The following is a 20,935-nucleotide window of genomic DNA, read 5'->3' on the forward strand; positions in this document are numbered from 1 at the left end:
GCGACTGTCAGCGGTACAGGTCCTCGCGGGTCAGCGGCAGGTCGTGGCCACCATCGGCGAACGGCTTGACTGCCAGAATCTGGTGCAGGTTGATCCAGCCCTTGGCAAAGGCATAGGAGCAACCGGCCAGGTACAGCCTCCAGATGCGCAGGGCCTTTTCCGGCACCAGGCTCGCGGCCTTGTCCAGCTGGCTTTCCAGGCGATCGCTCCACTGCGCCAGCGTCCGTGCGTAATGCAGGCGCAGGCTCTCGACGTCGACCACTTCCAGCCCCGCTTCGCTGATACGCGCACTGATCATCGACAGGTGCGGCAGCTCGCCATGGGGGAACACATAGCGCTCGATGAAATTGCCCGCGCCGCGCCCCACCGGGCGCCCGTCCACATGCTTGGCGGTGATGCCGTGGTTCATCACCAGGCCGCCTTCGCGCACCGCGCCGAACAAGCGCTGGCAGTACAACGCCAGGTTGGCATGCCCCACGTGTTCGAACATGCCGACACTCACCACCTTGTCGAAGCGACCGTCCTGGGGCAGGTCGCGGTAGTCGAGAATCTGCAGTTCCACCTGATCTTCAAGCCCTTCTGCCTTGACCCGTTCACGCCCCAACTTGAGCTGCTCCTTGCTCAGGGTGATGCCGAACACCTTGGCGCCGAACTCACGTGCGGCATAACGTGACAACCCACCCCAGCCACAGCCCACGTCCAGCAGGTAGTCGCCCTGCTTGAGCCGCAGCTTGCGGCACAGGTGCTCGAACTTGTTCTGCTGGGCCTGCTCAAGGGTGTCGCCGGGGGTCTTGAAGTAGGCGCAGGAATACGCCATGTCGCGGTCCAGCCACAGCTGGTAGAAATCGTTGGACAGGTCGTAGTGGTAGGAAATGGCCGCCGCGTCGGTGGCCTTGTCATGCTCGCTGCGCACCGGCTGGTCTTCTTCCTCGTCCGTGAGCAACGCCTGACTGAGCTCGTCGCACACGCGGATGACTTCGCCGATGGTGCCCTCCAGTTCCAGCTTGCCCTCGACGAACGCCGCGCCCAGCTCATCCAGGCTGGGGTGGGTCAACTGGCCGATCAGCTGGGGATCCTTGACCACGATGGTGACCTGCGGCTGGGGGCCGAGATCGAATTCGTGACCATCCCAAAGCTTGAGTCGCAAGGGCAACCGCAGGCTTTGCAGAACAGGTGGAAGTTGCGCAAGCATGAAATGAGCCTCCCGTAATCTTCGGACGTCTGCACAAAAGGGTAGCCCATCCTCAAGAACAGGGAGGCATGCCGGACTATAGTCGTAGACCGGCCGATGCAAAAAGGTAGTGGCATAAATTGTATACAACCTCCAGATCGGCCCCTAACCTTGGCGGCATTGTCGATTCTTCATCCGGGAGTACAACAATGAAAACCTATGATGTCGTGATCATCGGCGGCGGCCCTGGCGGCTACAACGCTGCCATTCGCGCAGGCCAGCTGGGCCTGAGCGTGGCCTGTGTCGAAGGTCGCCCGACCCTCGGTGGCACCTGCCTGAACGTTGGCTGCATGCCGTCCAAGGCCCTGCTGCATGCCTCCGAACTCTACGAAGCGGCTGCCGGCAGCGAGTTCGCCAACCTCGGTATCGAGGTCAAGCCAAGCCTGAACCTGGCGCAGATGATGAAACAGAAGGACGAGAGCGTCGCGGGCCTGACCAAGGGCATCGAGTTCCTGTTTCGCAAGAACAAGGTCGACTGGATCAAGGGCTGGGGCCAGCTCGATGGCGTGGGCAAGGTCAAGGTCACCGATGACCAGGGCGCCGTGACCGAACTGCAGGCCAAGGACATCGTCATCGCCACCGGGTCCGAGCCGACTCCGCTGCCCGGCGTGACCATCGACAACCAGCGCATCATCGACTCCACCGGCGCCCTCGCCCTGCCCCAGGTGCCCAAACACCTGGTGGTGATCGGCGCGGGCGTGATCGGGCTGGAGCTGGGCTCGGTGTGGCGCCGCCTTGGTAGCCAGGTCACCGTGGTGGAATACCTCGACCGTATCTGCCCCGGCACCGACGAAGAAACCGCCAAGACCCTGCAGCGCGCATTGGCCAAGCAAGGCATGAGCTTCAAGCTGAGCAGCAAGGTGACCCAGGCCACGCCGTCGGCCGACGGTGTCAGCCTGACCCTCGAACCGGCCGCCGGCGGCACCGCCGAAACCCTGCAGGCCGACTACGTGCTGGTCGCCATCGGCCGTCGCCCCTACACCCAGGGCCTGGGCCTGGAAACGGTGGGCCTGCAGACCGACAAGCGCGGCATGCTCGAGAACCAGGGCCATCGCACCAGCGTGCCGGGCGTGTGGGTGATCGGCGACGTCACCAGCGGCCCGATGCTCGCCCACAAAGCCGAAGACGAAGCCATCGCCTGCATCGAGCGCATCCACGGCAAGGCCCACGAAGTGAACTACGGGCTGATCCCGGGGGTGATCTACACCCGCCCCGAACTGGCCAGCGTGGGCAAGACCGAAGAGCAGCTCAAGGCCGAAGGCCGCGCCTACAAGGTCGGCAAGTTCCCGTTCATGGCCAACAGCCGGGCCAAGATCAACCACGAGACCGAAGGCTTCGCCAAGGTGCTGGCCGATGCCGAAACCGACGAGGTACTAGGCGTGCACCTGGTTGGCCCGTGCGTCAGCGAGATGATCGGTGAGTACTGCGTGGCCATGGAGTTCTCGGCCTCGGCCGAAGACATCGCCCTCACCTGCCACCCGCACCCGACTCGCTCCGAGGCCTTGCGCCAGGCGGCGATGAACGTCGAAGGCATGGCCATGCAGATCTGACCCCGGTCAGCCTGCACGCTTGATCCGTGCGCCTGAACCGACAGCGACCATCACCGCAGGTTCAGGCACGCACCGGGTCAGGCCTGCGCGGCTTTGGGCTCAGTACCGAAGCGGTCCGCGAGGAACGGCGTCAGGTCCAGCGGCAGTGCCTCCTCATGCAGCACCTTGTCGATCAGCACGCCAGTGATCGCCGAGGTCAGGATGCCGGTGCGAAAGTGCCCACAGGCATTGAGATAGCCACTCACGCTCTGCACCGGGCCGAGAATCGGCAGCTCGTCCGGCGAACCGGGACGCAGGCCTGCCCAGCTGCGTTTGAGGTTGATCTGCGCCAGCTCCGGAATGCAGCGCACCGCGCCCTGTACCAGACCATTGATTTCCGGATAGGTGGTGGTGACGTCGAAGCCCTTGTCTTCGGTGGTGCTGCCGATCAGGATCTCGCCGTTGTCCTTCTGCGCCATGTAGCAATCGGCGGTGGTCAGGCAGCCCTGCAGCAGCTTGGGCATGCGCTCGGTGAGCAGGATCTGGCCCTTGACCGGCTTGACCGGAATGCTCAGGCCGGTGGCCATCTCGCTCAGTTCTGCCGCCCAGGCGCCGCCGGCGTTGATCAGGGTCTGGCAGTGAAACTCGCCTTCCACGTCGGTCTTGACCCCCACCACCCGGTCGCCCTGGTGCAGCACGCCGGTGACGTTGGTGTTGAGGAACAGGTCGACGCCGTTCTGCCGCGCACCTTCGGTGTAGGCATCGGCCAGACGGAACGGGCTGACCTGGTGATCGCACAGGAACTCCAGCGCGCCGTGGGCATGGTGGCTGACGGCTGGCTCGGCCTTGCGCAGGGCATCGCGGTCGAGCCAGCGAACCTCGTGGGCCAGGTGCGGGATCTGCGCGACGATATGCTCGGCGTACAGGCGGTCCTCGTCGTCGTAGATCACGTACTTGAGGCCGGTGCGCTCGAACTTGAAGTCCATGCCGTGGCGCTCCATCAGCTCCTGGTGCAGGCCGGGGTACAAGGCATTGGATTGCAGCGCGAAGTCGAAGAACGACTGCGGCAGGATGTGCGGGGTGCTGGAATCGACCGCCACGGCGGCGCCGTTGGCTTCGCGCTTGTGCTTTTGCGACATCATGCGAAAGAAGATCACCCCGCAGCCCAGGCCGACCGATTCGCCGATCGCCCACAACCCGCCCGCCGAGGCACGGGTAGCGTTGCCGGGGCGCTTGGCGTCGATCAGCGCGATCCTGAGGTTGCCACGCTTGGACAACTGGTAGGCGCAGGAAGCGCCGATCACACCGCCGCCGGCGATGACCACATCATAGGTTCTGTTCATGCTTCAGCTTCCGTGCCGAGGTTCTTGAATGCGGAGAAAGGGATCGGATCGATGGGGAACCGCGGGCGCAGCCAGCCCACATCGGCACGCCCGGTGGCCTGGCGCAGGCGATCGTTGCAGTAGCCCACGCACATGCGGCCCTGGCAATCGCCCATGCTCACGCGGGTGCGCATCTTCAGCCCGGCCATGTCCTGTACACCCTGCTCCAGGGCGCGGTCGATGTCGCTGCGGGTGACGTGCTCGCAGCGGCAGATGACGGCGTCGGGTGCGGGCAGCGTGATCTGCTCAGTGCCGCGCAGTGTGTAGCGGTCTACCCCGGCACGAAAGCGCTTGATCGCGGCCAGCTTGCCCAGGTAGCGCTCGCGCAGGTCCAGCGCCTGTTCGGGGGTGATGACCTGAGCCTGGTGCAGGATCGACACGGCGGCGATGCGCCCGGTGAGCATCGCGGCTTCGCCACCGCGAATCCCGCCCATGTCACCGGCCAGGTGAATGTGCGGCTCGCTGCTCTGTTGCCACACGTTGCTTTCGGCGCGCAGGTAGCCGTCTTCGTTGAAGCCGTGGGCCAGGCCCATCTGCTGACTGAGCTGGGTGCGCGGAATGAAGCCGTAGCCCACGGCCAGGGTCTGCGCCGAGACGCGCTGCACACGGCTGATGTCCGGCTGCCAGTTGTCACTGTAGGGGGCCAGGCGCACTTCGGTGAGTTCGCCCTCGCCGTTGGCACCTACCACGCCCCAGCCGTAGTTCATGGGGATACCGTTGAGCTTCAGATAACCGAGCATGCTCAGGCCGTCGAGAAACAGCTGCGGCTTGTTCAGCAGCGCCAGGCTTTCCTTGGCGATCTTGCCGAAGGCACATGCCTCGTACACCCCTTCCACCTTGACCCCGGCCGCGTGCAGCTGGCATGCCACCAGGGGCAGCAGCGGGCCGGTGCCGGCGATGACGGTGGTGCCCAGCGGCTTGACCACGCCGCTCTTGATCTGCAACTGCAGACCGCCCAGCAGCATCACGCCGGGCAGGGTCCAGCCGGGGAACGGCACGTTGCGCTCGTGGCAGCCGGCGGACAGTACCAGGTGGCTGTATTCCACTTCGTGCAGCTGCTCGTCGCTGTCCAGCACTATCAGGCGGTTGCCGCCTTCGCCCCCGACCACACGGGTTTCCAGGCGCACGTCGATGCGCTCGGCACAATCGGCGAACTCTTCGTGCAGGGTGTTCAGCGCGCTGGCATAGCGCTTGCCCAGGTAGCCCAGGTCGACGCCGCTGCGCAAAGGGCCGCGATAGACCACCCCGCCCAGACGCGAAGCTTCGTCGAACAGCACGCTGGAGACGCCATGCCGGGCCAGTTCGATGGCAGCCGCCATGCCTGCCGAACCGCCGCCGACTATTACCGGACGCAGGCTCATTCGACACCCTCCACGTCGAAGCGGTTGACCCCGGTTTCGACCTGCATGCCCGGCTTGACGATGGTCTGGCAGGCGCGGCGCTTGGGGCGACCGTTGATCGACACCAGGCAGCAGTGGCACACGCCCATGCCGCAGAAGGCACCCGTGACCTGGCCATGGTCGTTGCGCGCCACCTGGCGCAGGCCCACTGCGTGCAGCACGTTGAGCACGCTTTCGCCTGCCGCGGCCGGTACCGGCCGACCGTTGAGCTCGATGGTCATATCTGCCCGCGACAGGGGCTGAATATCATGATTGCGGTCCATTGACTGCATTGCGTTTCATCCTTGAAAAGAGTGGCAGGAACCCACCACGGTAAGCCATGGAGGCGCATTCGACATTGATCCAGGCCAGAAAACTGGGTTTCGACTTGTTGCCGGAATGCTGTGGAGATGTACTGCACTTGGTACCATCACCACATTTACATGACGACATGATGACGAACGCCCCCGTGAAACGTATCTATCGCTGGTTGCAGCACCCTCGCGCTTCGCTCGCCGCCCTGTTCGGGCTGCTGGTGGTGGTTCCTGTATGCCTGCGCGTGGCGAACGGCTGGGCCGATCCGCTGGGGTACCTGTCCGACGTGGGCCTCGGTGGTGCACTGGTCGTTCTGCTGTACCGTCGTCCGGTATGGCTGGCAGTGCCCGTGGTGCTGGCGTGGGGAGCGCTGACCCTGGCCAGTGCCGAGCTGGTGGCCGCAGTAGGCCGATTGCCGACCCCGGCCGACCTGAACTACCTCACCGATGTGCAGTTCATGGAAAACTCCGCCGGTGGCAGCCTGGCCAACCCTGGCTTCGCCATTGCCCTGGGGCTTGGCCTGCTGTTGTGGCTTGCGACCCGCTGGGCGGCCCGGGCCAGACCCGTCGCGCCATTGCCGCGGCACCTGTGGGCGGTGCCGGTGACCTGCCTACTGGTGCATGCCGGTACCCAGGCCTGGGAACCTGCCGAAGCGGACGAGTGGCAGGTGTTCAACCTGCCACATCAATTGCTGGCGGTAGGCGTGGGTGAAAGCCAGGCGCGTATCGAAGACTGGCTGGAGGCCGATGTGGTCGACCCACCCGTGGCCATGGCCGGCCTGACCCGCCTGGACCTGAGCGGCAAGCCGCTGCTCGACGCGCCCGGCAGCGCGCGCAACGTGCTGGTGGTCGCGCTGGAAGGCATCCCGGGGGCTTACCTGGACATCAACCGACGCACCCTCAACCCCGCCTACCAGGAACACCTGATGCCCAAGCTGAGCGCCTGGGCCGAACGCGGCATGAACACCCCCGACTACGTGCTGCATACCCACCAGACCATCCGTGGCCTCTACGCCATGCTGTGTGGCGACTACGACAAGCTCGACAACGGTACCCCCAAGGGGGTCGAGTTGCTGACGCAGAACCAGCGCAACCAGGAATGCCTGCCGGCGCAATTGCGCGAACATGGCTTCAGCACGCACTACCTGCAGGGTGCCGGGCTGCGCTTCATGGCCAAGGACAAGATCATGCCGCACATCGGCTTCGATACCACCCTGGGCCTGGACTGGTTCAAGAACCCCAACTACCTGGACTTCCCGTGGGGCAAGGACGACAAGGCGTTTTTCGAAGGCGCGCTGGACTATGTCGGCCAACTGCAGAAGCAGCCTGAACCCTGGATGCTCACCCTGCTGACCGTGGGCACCCACCAGCCCTACTCCGCGCCGGCGGAATACCTCGAACGCTACGCCACGCCCAAGCAGGCGGCAGTGGCCTATCTCGACGACGCTGTGGATAACTTTCTTGCCGGGCTGGAACGTCAGGGGGTACTCAAGGACACCCTGGTGGTGATCACCTCGGACGAATCCCATGGCATCGACGGTGTACGCCTGGCGTCTTCGTGGGGCTTCAACCTGATGCTGGCGCCCGAGCAGGCACAACTGCCACAGGTGAAATCCGGCGTGTACGGTCACGTCGACCTGACCGCATCGGTGCTCGACTACTTCGGCTTCCCGGTGCCCAACGCCCTCAGTGGACGTTCGCTGCTGCGCGACTATGACAACGGGCGGGAAATCATGTCGTTCACCAACGGCAAGCTGCGCTATCACGATGGCAATGCCACCTTCACCGAATGCGATTTCCAGCAGCGCTGCCGGTCGTATGCCAGTACCGGCTTCATTGCCGAACGCGCCAACCTGACAGATCGCTTCCGTGGCCAGCGGGCACGCCAGGTGCAGGCGCGCGCCAGCGCACTGGACCAATCAGTGATGGGCTCACCGCTGAACCAGCACTACCAGTTTGGCAGCGCGACAGTGATCCCGCTGCAGCCGCAGATCAAGGATGACTGGGCCGACAACCTGATCGGCGCGCAGTACCTGGAGATGCCCAAGGGCTCGCACACCCGGGTACGCCTGACGGTACGCTCGGCCGACCCGCAGCAGAACGCCTATATCGTGCTCAAGACCAAGGAGTTCGAGCAGGAGGTGCTGGTGGGGCTACCTACCGAGGAGATGCTGGTCACGCCGGATCAGCCCCTGGAAATGGAGTTCACGTTCGACAACAACGAGTCGCGCAAGGCGTTCTCGTTCCACCTGCTGGGGCATGGGTTGGGGGCGGTCGAAGTAAGCGACTTCAGTGTGGTGACCGAAGCGCCGGGGCAGATTGATGAGCTGGATGAAACGCTGGCGCGGTTGAACGGCAAACCCAGTTGATTCCCTGATTGTCGGTGGACAGTTCACCGGCCTTCAGCGCACAACGCGGCTGTTCAACCAGCAGAAGCGGCTGCCCGCTTTTTCCGGTGTGAAGCGTGGCGCTGGCCGACGCTGTGATGGCCTGAGCAGCGGCCGCACGGGTGTGCGGGGCAAGCAGGATCCGGGAAGGCGAACCTTCCCGGATTCTTTGGCGGTGTGGAGTTGATCTTAGAGAATTAAAGCTGTCGCGGAGGGCCTCATGTTATGGGGCCTGCAGCGCTGTCGAGAGGAAACACAAAACTGTCGCAAATGCCGAATTCCCTGATACGGGCTGATGCGCTTGAGAATTAAGTCTGTCGCGGCCAGCAACGACGCTGCTTTGCGGATGATCGAGATCCTGGTAACTACGCTGGGGCCAATCGCGAATGGCTGAGCACCAGCGCCAAACGACTGGACACCATGGGTGACCGGCGTATTCAAGTCGCAAAACGACTGGATTCCACTGAGCACGGGTGCCGTGCGTCCGACGTAGGGCAAACCCTCTGGTGGCTTGAGCACGAACAATCAACAACAGCGAATGCTGGAAACTCCGTCGCTGGAACGTCGTAGGGAAACGCTAAAACAAAAGCCGGCGTGTGACCGGCTTTTGGAGAGCTGAGCTCATCTTCAGGTGGTGCGAGGCGGCACCGATGCCGCGTCGCGTGCGATCGAGAGGTAGCTTGGATGCAAGGTCCCGATCTTAGGCGCAGGAGTCTCTGGTGTCAGTCCGGGCGCCACTTTGAACCAGTCATCGTCGAAGGGCAGCTTCTCAGACCTGGTCATGTCGAATTTCGTAGTGTAGGAGAGGCCGCTCAAGGGGAAACCAACGTCGCCCTTTGGGATCACGAATTCACCTGGGTAAAGCTTGTCAGTTTTCTTCGAGGTACCGAAGCAAACCTTCACCTCATGGGTGGTAGGCGATGTAGCAATAACGAGGGCTGGCCGGGGTTTCGGACCTGGCTCACCAGATGCTTGGGGGAACCAGCAGTAAACAATGTCCCCTGGGGCAGGAAGTGGATGGTAACGCTTAATAGCACCTTGCGATGGCAGTGGTTGGGAAGTGTTAGCAGTTTGCATTTTTTAGAATAACCTCTGAGTGAATAGCTCCTCCGGGGTATCCGTTGCAGGGCTTGCAGCTCGGATTGCCTCGTACTGAGCATGAGTTAGTGGTCCGTCGTCTTCTTCGTATTTCGGGAGCCAGCGGTTAGCGAGCTCTCGCAGAGCGAGGTGGACGAGTTCTGTTCGGTTCAGGCCGGTCTGCGACATCAGCATCTCGATGGTCGAAATGCTCACGCCGGAAGGCGTGTCTTGAGGGCGTAACCGCACCAGAAATGTTTCAGCTTTTTCGGCATGTGCCATTGGGTGTCTCCTGGGTACTAATGAAGAAAGCGCTTTTGTCCTTGCGGACGGGGTACGAAGCCTTCCTTCGTGAACTAAGTGGTCTGCGCTTTCAGTCTGGCCATCTGCCAGGGCAAGAGGCGGTTGACTGAAGCTGTCGGGTTAAGGTTTGGCTAAGTCATCGAAAACTCCTTCATAGGTGTTTGTGGATATTGATATAGATTGTATATCACTGAAGTGATATTTGTCAATATCCTGTTGACAAGATTTCTTTAAATATGGTTGCGCACCATGAGGCTATTCAACGGTCGAGCATAACCGCCACCAGCAGGGACTTAGCGAAAGCTACTTGCTGATTCTCCATGGGCTCAACGGATCAAATGCTGCCGCTCACGACATTCGCCAAGGTAAGGTTTCTCGACGCTGCCACCACGGACAGTACAGAGGGGTAGGCAGCTAGCTCTCGGCGGGAATCATAGGGTTCAGCCACAAGCGCTCCACGAAATCGGCGCCGTATCAAGTCAATCAAATCCACTTGACTATAGAGGATTCGTGGAATGGCAAGTGTCCACGTTTCATGGAATGTGGACACGTTGGCTTTGGGTTTACATCAAGAGTCAAGGACTACGGTAAGGAAAAGTCCCCTTTGCATTGAGCGTCACCGGCAGCTTACCGGCTTCCAGCAACTGAAAGTTCACTACCGCGCCATAGAGGGAATCCGCCAGCAATCTAAGACGCTCTACCATCTCTGGAGATGCCCCTTCGTCTTGAGCCGTTCTGTGCGCCCTTATCGCTTCAAGAGCCTCGCGCAGCAAAGGTTCACCAGCATTTGCCATGCCCTCTATGAGTTCGCTTCATGCTCCGTCCATTTCACTGAATCAGCCCAGCCCAGTATAGAAGGCTGAAGCAGGGTTCATTCCGGACTGTAGGAATGGCGGCTGCTATCAAATCAACCCCTCATTTCTCAATCATTGCGGAACCTTTAGGCACAAAAAATAGGCCTGATCCCCTCCCGCCAGTCCCCTCTTCCCACACCCAACACCCGGCAGCACGGCGAGCACACCGAGCACGCTGAGTACATCGAGCACCCCGAGCACCGAAGAACCTAAATAAGGATTTGAAATTTCTAAGTTTTTTAAGATTTTTATGCGCGATATCGCGCAATTCCGATACCTGAACTAGGCTAAATCATGAATCTGAGTGGCCTGAGTCGTTCATTCACGTGCATAGAAATGCGTGATATGAGCGTGTAATAACGGTTTGCCAGCTTGGGCATATGCCAGGAAACTGGGCTCAACAAAAACGGATAAGGGCTGCGAAATGGCCAACGCAAAACAGTCAGCAAAACGTCGCTTAACGATGGCGGAACGTGCTCAACAACTCATGCAGGTTCACTTTCCCGATATCCCCGAAGCATGGCAATGGACTCGCAAAACTCACGACGGCTTCAGCACGATCCCACGGACATTGCCTATTGCCATGCAGATCATCGACGCACAGTCCAAGGGACAGCCTGCCGGCCACGTGCTGTTCTGTCTATGGGCGCGCATGCCCGATCATCCGGTCATCACTATTGAGAACCCCAGCACCTTTGCTGCCGAAGCGGGATTTCTCGGAGAGCGGGCAGTGGACACTTGGCGTCGCCGGATGAAGACACTTCGGGAGCTGAGGTTCATCACCACCAAGCCAGGTGCTTCGGGAGATTTTCACTACGTGATGCTCACCAACCCCAACGCTGCGGTCGAGTGGATGCGCAATAACGGAAAGGTCCAGGACGGCCTGTATGGCCGATTCATCGAGCGGCTGCCTGAGATCGGTGCCTACGGCGATATAGAAGCGGTTCGCGCTTACTGGGATGCTCTGGCCGCAAAGGCGGCGGCAGACGCTGAGGCAGCTAAACAAGCAAACGTGCCCACGCCTCCGCCGCCACCTGCCCCATCGACCAAAACGAAACGGACTGCGAGGACAAAAGCAAATGCTTAGGAGAGTACGCGGCATCGAGAGCTTCCACCCTCCTCGGTGCCCCTAAAGTGAAAGCCCTAGACCGGCTGAGGGTCGAGTCTTGACTGGCTAGGGCTGTGGTGGCGCAACACCAAAGTGAAACATCACGAAGGAGGCCGTATGCGGATCGCTAGGAGAAGAGTCACGGGCATCGAGTGCACATCCACCCACCTGGATGCCCATCAAAAATGAAAGCCCTTGGCCAGCTGAGGGTCGAGTCTTGACTGGCCAGGGCTAGGGTGGTGCAAACCTATGAATGCTAGACCCCGCCAGGAGTCTAGCATTCATAGCTCATTCTACGGCAGCTTAGCCCTCCTGTAGCGGAGCCTGCACCTTAGCTCATGCAGCAATTCGCCAATCTTTGCGCTGTAGTGGTCAACTAATCTCGGACACTGCGTTAAGTTTTTCCTCGGCCACAGCGGGCGTCAGCTCGCTGTTCGTTGATGGGTATCTGGAAGCGTCTGGCTGGAAGGAAGCAGATCAGGGCACCCTTCGGGCCCATCAAACGACTGCTCTGCCAAGCTCTTCACCTCTCCGGCTCGGAAGCTTCTCGGTATCGATGCGTTTCCGACACGAAATCGATAAATGCCACTGCTGCGGCAACCGCAAGCCGAGCATGCCTGGGCTGCAGCCCGCGATGTTGGCCGTCCTTGCCATGTCCGGTACCGTACAAACCTCTCAACTGCGTGAGATTGCTGGTCAACTGAGTGAGGTTGCGGAGGATATTCTTGATGTTTTCAGCGCCCTTAGCTGCTTCACTGACTCCGTCGGGAACCAACTGCAATGCTTTGGTAACCTTCTTTGTCAGATTGCCTAGGTCATCGGCCTTGGTGAACGGAATTTCTCGTTTCGTGAGAATGGACTTGCAGCAGCTTTCCACCAGTTCTTTGGCTGTCCCGATCGCCAATTCGGGGTCCGAATCGACTGCATATTCCAGACGTTCAATTTGCTTCGCCATCCATCCGGCGCTCAGCGCCTCGACAACAACTCTCGCTCGCATGACCGACCTGGTTGCGTTCGCTTCTGTCGAAGCGCTGCTTATCAACCGGTAGGAAAAGCGTGGACGGCCGGCGATTTGCTGCTCCTGGTACAACTCCCAGCCGGCGTTCTGGAGTTGATCGTTGAAATGCTCAACGAGCTTAATTGCTTCTTCTCGTTGGGGGCGAACTACGGGGTGCACCGTTTCGCAGAGAAACCGGAGAAATGCTTCAGCACTCCCATCGAAGAGGTTGAATCGGGAGTCGCTGAAGACCCAGTCATCCTCCCAGTCATCGTTGTTGTAGCGATGTTGCCAAATGTCGCCGACGGCGTCTTTGTAGCGGTTGTCCGTGGAAGGAAGGGTTTCAAGCTCATACAGCCGACTCAGAAATTCAACATCATTGAGCTCCCCATACCACTTCACGTTCTCTAGACGTAGGCCATCCGTGATGTTTTGCCGCACCGACTTCGGTAGGTTGGAGGACTTCCCTGAACGCCAATCCATTTGATACTCACGTGCAGGCACGATCAGCGCCGAGTACGCGTCGCTTTGTTCGTGCTCAGTTACCGTCCTTAACGCGGTTGTGATCATTTCCTGGAGTTGGACCCGTTTGACCCCGAGCTTGGCGTACTCCAAAGCAGGAATGATGAAGCGAATTTCCCAATAGTTGGTTCCGCCATTCCAGTTGTCGTTGCCTGTCAGTTCCGCATTCGCAGGATGACCGCGGACTACCTCCGCCGCCTCATCAGCACCCTCTGCGCGGAGAACCGCGTATACCGTCGCCAAAAGCGGCTCAATTTCGGTTTGCTCCATACGGCCCCCCAATCCTGATAACTGAGAGTCATCGTAGCTAGCAGGAAGGGCCATGTGCTATCAAAAAATAGATAGCTCAGTGAAAAGCTAAACCCGAGCATGCCCAGCAAACCAGGGGCCATGCGCATGCCCTTCAGTTTTCAGCCCTTTCCCTACTTGTGGTCCTCATTCCCTGAACCTGCAAGCGTGCCCTCCCTTCAGCTAACCCCGCTTACGAGATGTAGACCCTGAACGAACCGACTTTTTCATCATAATAAGAAGCTGCCGTGCTTCTTGGTTATCCAAGCCGCGACATGTCGGATGACAAACTCTCACAGTGGCAGGTACGCTCGGCGCTCTACCCTAGGACAACTGGTATCGCCCATGCGAAACGAGCGGGCCATCCAGTCAAGGCAGGAGCGCTTACCTATGCCAGACACCACTTTTTCTGATCAACAACTGATCGACACCTTCCTTCCCCAGATCTTGGAAAATGAAGCCAAAGGCGTGCTTCAGGATTTGCTCGCTCAGCCCATTCTAGCCATGCAGTTTCTTTTCTTTTCAGAAGAGGCAACCCAAAAGGCCATCAAGCATGTCGCGGGAATTTTTGACGAGTGCTACCGGTCAGGGCATCTGAAGGTTGCCATGAGCCATGAAAATGCCTGCCTCTACGGCTATGCGTTGTTGTTCGTTCATCCAGACCCAAACGTTCCACGCTATTGTCACAAAATCTTTGTTTTCCCAGAGTTTCGCGGCCACGGTATTGGCTCACAGATTCTCAGTGCGCTGATCGAAGATCCGCGCGATACCTCCCTGTTGTGCGGCTATGACCTGATAGATTTTTACGAGAATGCTGGGCTTGAGCAAAAAGGCGCATTCACGGCTCCAGGGAAGCAGCAAGGATTTGCACTAACTCAAGGTATGTACGCAGACCTGGTTGTGATGGGCACACGAGGAGCAAATGTGGCGGCAGGTGTGTTCATGCTCAACGATGACGACGTAAAGGCGTTATTGGCTTACGCCTGACCTCATTTGAGCAAGCTTTGAAAAAAGCGCCGCACACCACGATGCATGAACTGATGATCAAAGCGGGCTTCAAAGAAGCTGCCAAACGTAGTCTCGATAGTTACTGACGTTTGCAAGCAAGCTTGGGGGGTGGACTGTAGCTTCATGCTCTGTTCAAAGCGATAGCGCCCCAGACGTTGGCGGAAAGCCCGGCTGCCATATTGGCTGCCCTGATCGCTATGGAATAAAACATTCTGTGGGCGGCCCCGCTGCTCGTATGCCATGTCCAGGGACTTGATCACCAGGTCGGAATCGGGCTTCGGTGAGAACGCCCAGCCCACCACACAGCGTGCATACAGGTCGATCACTGCCGCCACATAGTGCCAGCGGCTCCTGAAAGTCGAGTTGGCCTTCGTCAGGAAGCTGGTCACGACCGGTTGCTGAGCGACTCGGTCGGAGTTTCCTTAGGCCGAATAAGTTGCAACTGCTGCTTGTACTCGTCGGTCACCTCCCGCGCAGTACTGACATCACTCACTACCTTTGGAGTTATCAGCACGATCAACTCGGTGCGCCCGTGGCTACGCTGTGTATTGCTAAATAGCCAACCTAATCCTGGCACTCGCCCCAACCAAGGCACTCGGCTCTGGCTGTCCGCCTCATTCTGCTTTATCAGTCCACCCAGCAGTACGGTATGACCGCTTTGCACCGCCACCTGAGTGGACACAGCGCGGGTTGATATGTTCGGGTTGCCATTGCTGTCCAATAGCTTGCTCGCATCACTGACTTGTTGCTGAATATCCATGTACACCAGCCCGCCCGGGTTGATCCGTGGCACCACGTCCAGGATCACGCCGGTCTGCACATACTGCACACTGCTGGTAGTGACTGAAGTATTGTCCAGATTAATACTGGTTTGGTTGATCGGGATGTTGTCACCCACCTGAATCTGCGCGTTCTGATTATTCATTACCACCAACGATGGCGCCGACAGCACTCGCGTGTTACCGCTGCTCTCCAGAGCATGCAATGCCACTTGCAGGTTGCTACTGACAAACGAATAGAACAGCGAGTCGGTGGCCTTCAGGCCTACGCCACCACCGCCCAGCGCGCCTTGACTGCCCGACGCGTTCTCGATCCCCTTGGTACCGGAGTTACCGGCCAAGCGCCCCAGATACCATTGCACGCCCAGGTCCAGGCCGTCGTCCAGGCTGACTTCAAGAATGCGTGTCTCGATCTGCACTTGTAGCGGCGGGTTGTCCAGCCGTCGAATGGCAGCCTGAATCTCCTGCCACTGGGTCGGTCGGCAGCGCACCAGTAACTGGTTGCTGCCACGTTGTGCCGTTATTCGCACCAAGTTGTCGACCTGGCCATTCGCTCCCACCCCGGAAGCGGACATTTGCCCACTCTCATCATCTCCGGCCTGTTCTTCCTCATCTTGCTCAGCTTGCCTTGGCTTGGCCATGACATCCTGCGCGCTGGACATCGGCATGCCACCACTTATAGAACCCATTCCGCGACCAGCCGATAGGGTCAACGTACGTAGTCCCGGCGCAACCTGGCCTTGGCCACCGCTGCTCTGCACCTCGTTAACGTAGATTTGCCGTAGATAACGCGCCAGATCGTTGGCCTTCATGTTACGTACGTCATACACGTACATCTGTGGCTCGTATCCACCGCCCTGGTCAATAGTGTCGATCCAGCGGCCAACTTCACTCAGATACTCAGGCTGGGAGGAGATTGCGACGATGGCGTTGGTCCGCTCGATCGGCAGAAAGCGCACCATACCGGCCAGCGGACTCGCGCTTCGGGGGCCGAACAGCTGATTGAGCTCGGGCATCAACTCGGCGACGTTGGCGCGCTGCAAGCCGAACACTCCAATGGACATACCCTTCAACCAGTTGAGATCGAAGGTGTCGATGGTGTCCTGGTAGTTGGCGAGCTCATCCGGTGTTCCGCTGAGTACCAACACGTTGCGCGAGGCATCAACAAGCAGGAAAGCGTTCTCGCGGGCAAATGGCTTCAGTAGTTTGCGCATTTCCACAGCAGAGATGTAGTCCAGCACGAACAGCCGAGCGCTAAGGCCACTGCCCGGTGCCGGCACGCGCAGTTGCGGGGTCATCTGCCCTGCCACTGCCTGGCTAGCGGGCACCACCCAATAGCGGCCGACCTGCAGTACAAGCGCATTGTCGGTCCATGCGAGCAAGGTCTGCAGGATTGACAGGGCCTGCCCCTTATCCACCGGCTTGGCCGTGGAGAACGACACCTCCCCCGTTACACCTTGGCCGATGCTGTAATCCGCTTGTAGCACGTCGCCCAACACGGTGTTTATCACCGCTGCAATAGGTTGGTTGACGAAATTGAAGCTGATCTGCCCTTCTTGGGCGGCTGAGTGGCTGCGGCTTCGCTTAGAGACATTCGCGACGAACTGGCGGTCACCCTGCAAAATCTGCTGCCGGGGAGCCGCAGCCAAAGTGGTTGTCGGCGCTGGCAACACCTTTGCGTCAAGCTCCACTGCCGTTTTGTCCGGCAGCCGCTCGGCGTCTGTCCCGGCAAGGCCCTCACGGATCAAGTCATCCGCCTGCCTAGGTGGGTGAGCAGGAGTGGCACAGCCCTGCAGCACTAATGCTGTTAGGCAGGAAATTGCAAGTCGGTTGACCACGAAATCAGTATCCTTGGGCAATATCTAAAAGCACGTTCAATCAATCGGCATCGGCAGCTTCGGGCTGCTGATTTCCAGAGTGTGGCGATGTTCGCCATAGGTCAGTTCGACTTTCTGTTCTTCGATGCGGGCCAGCGACCAGCCATTAGGCAGCGCATCGCCTTCCTTGGCCGACAGCACCTGGTCGCCGCTTTGTCTGAGCAGCGCCACCCGCAAAGGCGGGGCGACGATGACCCCAGTAAGTACCAAATCATCCAAAGCTGGTGGTGGCGTACCGGCATCGGGGTCCTGAGGATCGGGCCGTCGCTGCTCTGCAAACAGAGGTAGCTCCCACACGGCCGAGTAAGCCTGCAAATCAATCATGGGGCGCTCGGCCAGCGGAGCAGTTTCGGCCTGCCCAGCCACAGGTGCGAGCACAGGACTAGACGCAGGCCATTGCACGGCGGCTTCAGTGGCCAAAAGGTAAAACCATAGTGCACTCATCAGAAGCGTCGGCAGCAGGTAAGGCAACCAGGCCATGAGCAAACGGCGATAGTCATTCATACGATTGCCCCTCGACTTGCCCTAGATAACCCACCAGTTGCACGTTGATGGCCAACCGGTGCAATGTCGGCCCGTCGGTCTGTTCCTGCGCCAGCCGACGAATGTCCATAGTCTCCACCAGCAGGAATGGAGCTTCGCTCTCCAGTCTGTGCAGTGTCGTCGCCAAGGCCTGAGGGCCGCACTCTAGCTCAGCGTCCACCACAATTCGGCTCAACTGGCCCTGCTTGGTCACCGGCTTGGGCACTCGATTGAGCACACTGCAGGGCAAGCCACTACCCGGTTGCAGATCCACTCGATCGACCACCAATTGCATCAGCTGCGCTTGCGCAGCCTCCGGAGACGGGCCGGTCAGCAGGCTACCTTCAGCCAGCGGCGATTCCGTTACGGCGTCCAGGCGCATCTTGACAGCCTCACGCTGCGCCTCCAGCCGGGTAAAGCGCTGATAAGACGTCAGCAGCAGCGCTTCTTCTTCGTTGATTTGCAGCATGGGCTCGACGAACCAAGGGTGAATCGTCAATCCGTACACCAGTATCAGCAGCGCAACCGTCAGCGCAACGGCGCTGAAACGGCTGAAATTGGCACTCAGTTTTATGGCATTCATCCCTCGCCTCCCGGCAAGCGAGCGTGTAGGGTGAAGTGCTCGCGACCTGTCGCTAGTTCAGGCTGGATACCGCCTTGCAAAGTGGCTTTCAGCAGGCCGGCACACTCGCTAATTTGCGCCGGTAAATCGCTGGCACGCGAGCTCGTACCGGTGAGCACGACTAGGCCATCTGCATCGGCGCGCATGCCTTCCAGCCAGGTGTGCTCGGGTACACAACGGGTCAATAGATCAAGTAGCGCAACGCTGCTAAGACGCTGTGCTTCGCGCAAACGTAAGGCGCGTTCCAGTTCGGTACGTGCCTGCAACTGTTTACGCATGGCATCCACCTGCAGCGCGCTTGAACGTATATCAACCAGCTGCGCACGGCGCGCCTCCAGCGCTTGCTCGCGGCGTTCGACCCAGCTGCTCATGCATACCAGTGCTAGGATCAATGCGATTGCTAGCAAACCATGACGGACAGCGCTCGTACGCTTGGCCACCCCCGCAGACGAGCTTGCTGACAAAAGCTCGATACCCTGCGGCTCGCCATGGCAGTCGAGCACGTCAACGCTAGTCACTTCGATATCCAGCTTTCCAACCTGACACACGATGTCATCGAGACGACTACGTGCTATGACCGTTAGCCTGACATTCATGGTGCCAGCAGGTACTGCCCCCAGAGCACGCACGTCGAAGTACACTTCATCGCTGGTGAATGGTGCATATCGGTCGATTTCGTGGGCCATTACTTTGCGCAACACGTGCCTTGGCATGCGCGGCAGTTGCACATCGCATTCCAGCACTTGTACGTGCTCCAGCAATAACGATACCGTCCGCGCAGAGCCTGAGGCGGCATCGTAAGGCAGTGGCCAACGCATTACCGGGCGCAGCTCACCGACCTTAAATTGCCGCATGAATGAAGCTGGCAGGCAGCCTACTAACTCGCGCCACCACCAGGTAAGAATGCGTGGCGCCGGAGACCGCTCCCAGCGCTCGCTAAGCTGCTCACTTACCGCGCGCCAGTTCAGTGAAGGCCACTCTGGGGCACTCATTTCCCAGCCCCGGTCTGTTGATTATTGCGAACGACAATGCTCAAAGTTGGCCACGGCACGCCTCCCTCCGCGCGGGCTTGAATACGGACCAATCGTGGCAAACGCTGCGGCCACGGCCAATCTTCCAGCCAACCACTGTCACGGCGCATGTCGTCGAAACCTCGATAGTTGATGCGCACGTCGCGTAAGTGATGGTTCAGCACCTGGGACTCGCCCCAGGGCGCGCCATTGTCCTTGTCGAAAAACGTTATCTGCAGCGTCCATGTACCGGATTGTTCGGGCACGAACTGCAAGCGGTGCAGTTTGGGCTGCCTACCCAGCTCCAACGGCACGGCAGCGAGATACTCGATTTTTTTTGATTCCCCCACGAACCGGGGCATGTCACGCATGCCTTCGAGCGACTGACGTAAGAAACGCTGAGCGGCAAGAACTTGCTCCATTCTCTCGGCAGCGCGCTGGCTACGCTCGGCTGCGATGCCACTGCTTTTGAAGCTGCTGGCGGCAAGTACCATCAGCAGACCAAGCAGGCTAAGCGCGGCCAGCACCTCTAGCAAGGTAAACCCCTGCATGTGTTTCATTGTGCGATTACCTGCGCTCGCTGCAGGCGCAGCGTAGTAAAGCGCTCTTCGCGCTGGCCTTGGCGCAACGTAAGAGCCAGATGGTAAAGGCCAATGCCCGGAAGGCTGTCGCGCAATGTGCACTCAAAACGCCAATGGATGCCATCGCGCTCCCCTGCCTCGAAACCGGGTTGCAAGATTTGCAGCGAATGCTCTGCCATTAGTGAGCGGGCGACCTGTGCCATGCCGACTTTCGTCTCACCCACCAGCTGATCACGCGCAGCATCACGCAAAGCACTCATTAGTACTGTCAGGCCCAGAGCCAGCAGTACGATGGCAGCCAGCATCTCGAGCAAGGTGAAGCCGCCCTGCCGGCGATTGCAACGGGTCATGGGCGCGTCATCCCAAGGGTTGCTACACCGGTCAACCAACTGACGTTGATCCGTTGCTCACGGCCGGCGATAAGCAACCGCACGTTGCCGCCACTTGAGTTACCGTCAGGGTAGAAATGAATGGCCGGTTCAGAACCTTCTGGCGTTGACGCGACCTGAAGCTCCCATTGTAGGCTAGAGGGTAAGCAACGAGGCTTGTGCGCGTCTCGCCGATAGCACAACGCACGCACATCAAAATATACGCTGACGGGATGTCGCTCACGGCGTGCCTGCAGCCGAGCCTCACGCAACACCTGCAGCAACTCGCCGGGAGCCCGACGCTCACGCACGCTGGCCAGACCTTGCGTCGCCGCAGTGGCCAGCAACGTGCAGGCGATGGCAACCAACGCCATTACTGCTAGCATCTCGAATAGGGTGAAACCATCTTGGCGAAGGGCTACTGCCAATTGCCCACATCCGCATCGTTACCTTTACCGCCTGGCTTACCGTCGCGGCCAAGGAATACCAAGTCGAAGCTACCATGCTCACCCGGGCTCAGGTAGGCAAAGGCATGCCCGAACGGGTCGCGTAATTCGCTTTGTTTAGCATATGGCCCCTGCCAACCTGGGGCATTCGCCGGTTTGGCCAGTAGATAGGCAAGGTCGGCCGGCGGCGCCCCCACATCCATGGCATAGTTTTCAATCTTCATGCTCAAACTAGCCAACTGCGCCTTCCCCGCGCCAACCTTGCCCTTGTCAACGTTACCGCCAACCTGACGTACTACAATGGTGGCGATAACCCCCAACAATACGATCACGGCTAGCATTTCCAAGAGG

Annotated in this window: 19 protein-coding genes and 1 pseudogene; 4 read left to right on the top strand and 16 right to left on the bottom strand. The window is 59.6% G+C overall.

Annotated elements, in window-relative coordinates; translation table 11 throughout:
* Positions 1-7 precede the first annotated feature (7 nt).
* Positions 8-1,192: a C17 cyclopropane fatty acid synthase CfaB gene (cfaB, locus tag KH389_RS26970; protein WP_054916443.1), complete on the bottom strand. Its 1,185-nt coding sequence runs from the start codon at positions 1,190-1,192 to the stop codon at positions 8-10.
* 188 nt (positions 1,193-1,380) lie between these two features.
* Here cfaB and lpdA point away from each other — a divergent pair, with 188 nt between their 5' ends.
* Positions 1,381-2,781, top strand: a complete 1,401-nt coding sequence (lpdA, locus tag KH389_RS26975) for a dihydrolipoyl dehydrogenase (RefSeq protein WP_213606596.1) — start codon at positions 1,381-1,383, stop codon at positions 2,779-2,781.
* A 77-nt stretch (positions 2,782-2,858) separates the two neighbouring features.
* Here lpdA and hcnC read toward each other — a convergent pair whose 3' ends face one another.
* The 3 genes from hcnC to hcnA are packed head-to-tail and all read right to left on the bottom strand — an operon-like array spanning position 2,859 to position 5,814.
* Positions 2,859-4,103 carry a cyanide-forming glycine dehydrogenase subunit HcnC gene (gene hcnC / locus KH389_RS26980; RefSeq protein WP_058541963.1) on the bottom strand — a complete coding sequence of 415 codons (1,245 nt, stop codon included), beginning with the start codon at positions 4,101-4,103 and terminating at the stop codon, positions 2,859-2,861.
* Positions 4,100-5,503, bottom strand: coding sequence for a cyanide-forming glycine dehydrogenase subunit HcnB (gene hcnB, locus KH389_RS26985; protein WP_213606598.1), 1,404 nt, complete (start codon positions 5,501-5,503; stop codon positions 4,100-4,102). Before hcnB ends, hcnC begins: the two co-directional genes overlap by 4 nt.
* Positions 5,500-5,814, bottom strand: coding sequence for a cyanide-forming glycine dehydrogenase subunit HcnA (hcnA, locus tag KH389_RS26990; protein WP_043861504.1), 315 nt, complete (start codon positions 5,812-5,814; stop codon positions 5,500-5,502). The genes hcnB and hcnA overlap by 4 nt, the downstream gene beginning before the upstream one ends.
* 176 nt (positions 5,815-5,990) lie before the next feature.
* Here hcnA and KH389_RS26995 point away from each other — a divergent pair, with 176 nt between their 5' ends.
* Positions 5,991-8,204, top strand: a complete 2,214-nt coding sequence (locus tag KH389_RS26995; RefSeq protein WP_244988668.1) for an LTA synthase family protein — start codon at positions 5,991-5,993, stop codon at positions 8,202-8,204.
* A 645-nt stretch (positions 8,205-8,849) separates the two neighbouring features.
* Here the strand turns inward: KH389_RS26995 and KH389_RS27000 are convergent.
* Positions 8,850-9,299, bottom strand: a complete 450-nt coding sequence (locus KH389_RS27000; protein WP_213606602.1) for a type II toxin-antitoxin system PemK/MazF family toxin — start codon at positions 9,297-9,299, stop codon at positions 8,850-8,852.
* 3 nt (positions 9,300-9,302) lie between these two features.
* Complete coding sequence (locus tag KH389_RS27005; RefSeq protein WP_213606604.1) at positions 9,303-9,581, bottom strand: hypothetical protein; 279 nt, start codon at positions 9,579-9,581, stop codon at positions 9,303-9,305.
* A gap of 1,299 nt (positions 9,582-10,880) precedes the next feature.
* Between KH389_RS27005 and KH389_RS27010 the strand changes: the two genes are divergently transcribed.
* Positions 10,881-11,543, top strand: coding sequence for a hypothetical protein (locus KH389_RS27010; protein WP_213606606.1), 663 nt, complete (start codon positions 10,881-10,883; stop codon positions 11,541-11,543).
* Between the two features lie 544 nt (positions 11,544-12,087).
* Here the strand turns inward: KH389_RS27010 and KH389_RS27015 are convergent.
* The gene (locus KH389_RS27015; protein ID WP_213606608.1) at positions 12,088-13,353 is read right to left on the bottom strand and encodes an abortive infection family protein; all 1,266 of its coding nucleotides are present in this window, start codon (positions 13,351-13,353) and stop codon (positions 12,088-12,090) included.
* 408 nt (positions 13,354-13,761) lie between these two features.
* Here KH389_RS27015 and KH389_RS27020 point away from each other — a divergent pair, with 408 nt between their 5' ends.
* Positions 13,762-14,358, top strand: coding sequence for a GNAT family N-acetyltransferase (locus KH389_RS27020; protein WP_213606610.1), 597 nt, complete (start codon positions 13,762-13,764; stop codon positions 14,356-14,358).
* A gap of 143 nt (positions 14,359-14,501) precedes the next feature.
* Here the strand turns inward: KH389_RS27020 and KH389_RS27025 are convergent.
* The 9 genes and pseudogenes from KH389_RS27025 to KH389_RS27065 form a co-directional block, all read right to left on the bottom strand.
* A pseudogene (locus KH389_RS27025) lies at positions 14,502-14,729 on the bottom strand (DDE-type integrase/transposase/recombinase); the annotation flags it as partial.
* Positions 14,730-14,764: 35 nt separating this feature from the next.
* Entirely contained in the window at positions 14,765-16,996 is a 2,232-nt protein-coding gene (gspD, locus tag KH389_RS27030; protein ID WP_213606612.1) for a type II secretion system secretin GspD, read from the bottom strand.
* Between the two features lie 36 nt (positions 16,997-17,032).
* Positions 17,033-17,539, bottom strand: coding sequence for a hypothetical protein (locus KH389_RS27035; protein ID WP_213606614.1), 507 nt, complete (start codon positions 17,537-17,539; stop codon positions 17,033-17,035).
* Positions 17,532-18,140, bottom strand: coding sequence for a type II secretion system protein GspM (gene gspM, locus KH389_RS27040; protein ID WP_213606616.1), 609 nt, complete (start codon positions 18,138-18,140; stop codon positions 17,532-17,534). The genes KH389_RS27035 and gspM overlap by 8 nt, the downstream gene beginning before the upstream one ends.
* A complete protein-coding gene (locus tag KH389_RS27045; protein ID WP_213606618.1) occupies positions 18,137-19,171 on the bottom strand; it encodes a PilN domain-containing protein in 1,035 nt (344 codons plus the stop codon). Before KH389_RS27045 ends, gspM begins: the two co-directional genes overlap by 4 nt.
* Positions 19,168-19,749, bottom strand: coding sequence for a prepilin-type N-terminal cleavage/methylation domain-containing protein (locus KH389_RS27050; RefSeq protein WP_213606620.1), 582 nt, complete (start codon positions 19,747-19,749; stop codon positions 19,168-19,170). Before KH389_RS27050 ends, KH389_RS27045 begins: the two co-directional genes overlap by 4 nt.
* Positions 19,746-20,120: a type II secretion system protein gene (locus KH389_RS27055; RefSeq protein WP_213606622.1), complete on the bottom strand. Its 375-nt coding sequence runs from the start codon at positions 20,118-20,120 to the stop codon at positions 19,746-19,748. Before KH389_RS27055 ends, KH389_RS27050 begins: the two co-directional genes overlap by 4 nt.
* Entirely contained in the window at positions 20,117-20,524 is a 408-nt protein-coding gene (locus KH389_RS27620) for a GspH/FimT family pseudopilin (RefSeq protein ID WP_213607560.1), read from the bottom strand. The genes KH389_RS27055 and KH389_RS27620 overlap by 4 nt, the downstream gene beginning before the upstream one ends.
* Before the next feature lie 32 nt (positions 20,525-20,556).
* On the bottom strand, positions 20,557-20,925 hold the full coding sequence (locus KH389_RS27065) for a type II secretion system protein GspG (protein ID WP_244988739.1): 369 nt from the start codon (positions 20,923-20,925) through the stop codon (positions 20,557-20,559).
* Positions 20,926-20,935: the final 10 nt, after the last annotated feature.

Source organism: Pseudomonas qingdaonensis (assembly GCF_018398475.1).
GTDB classification, from domain to species: domain Bacteria; phylum Pseudomonadota; class Gammaproteobacteria; order Pseudomonadales; family Pseudomonadaceae; genus Aquipseudomonas; species Aquipseudomonas palmensis.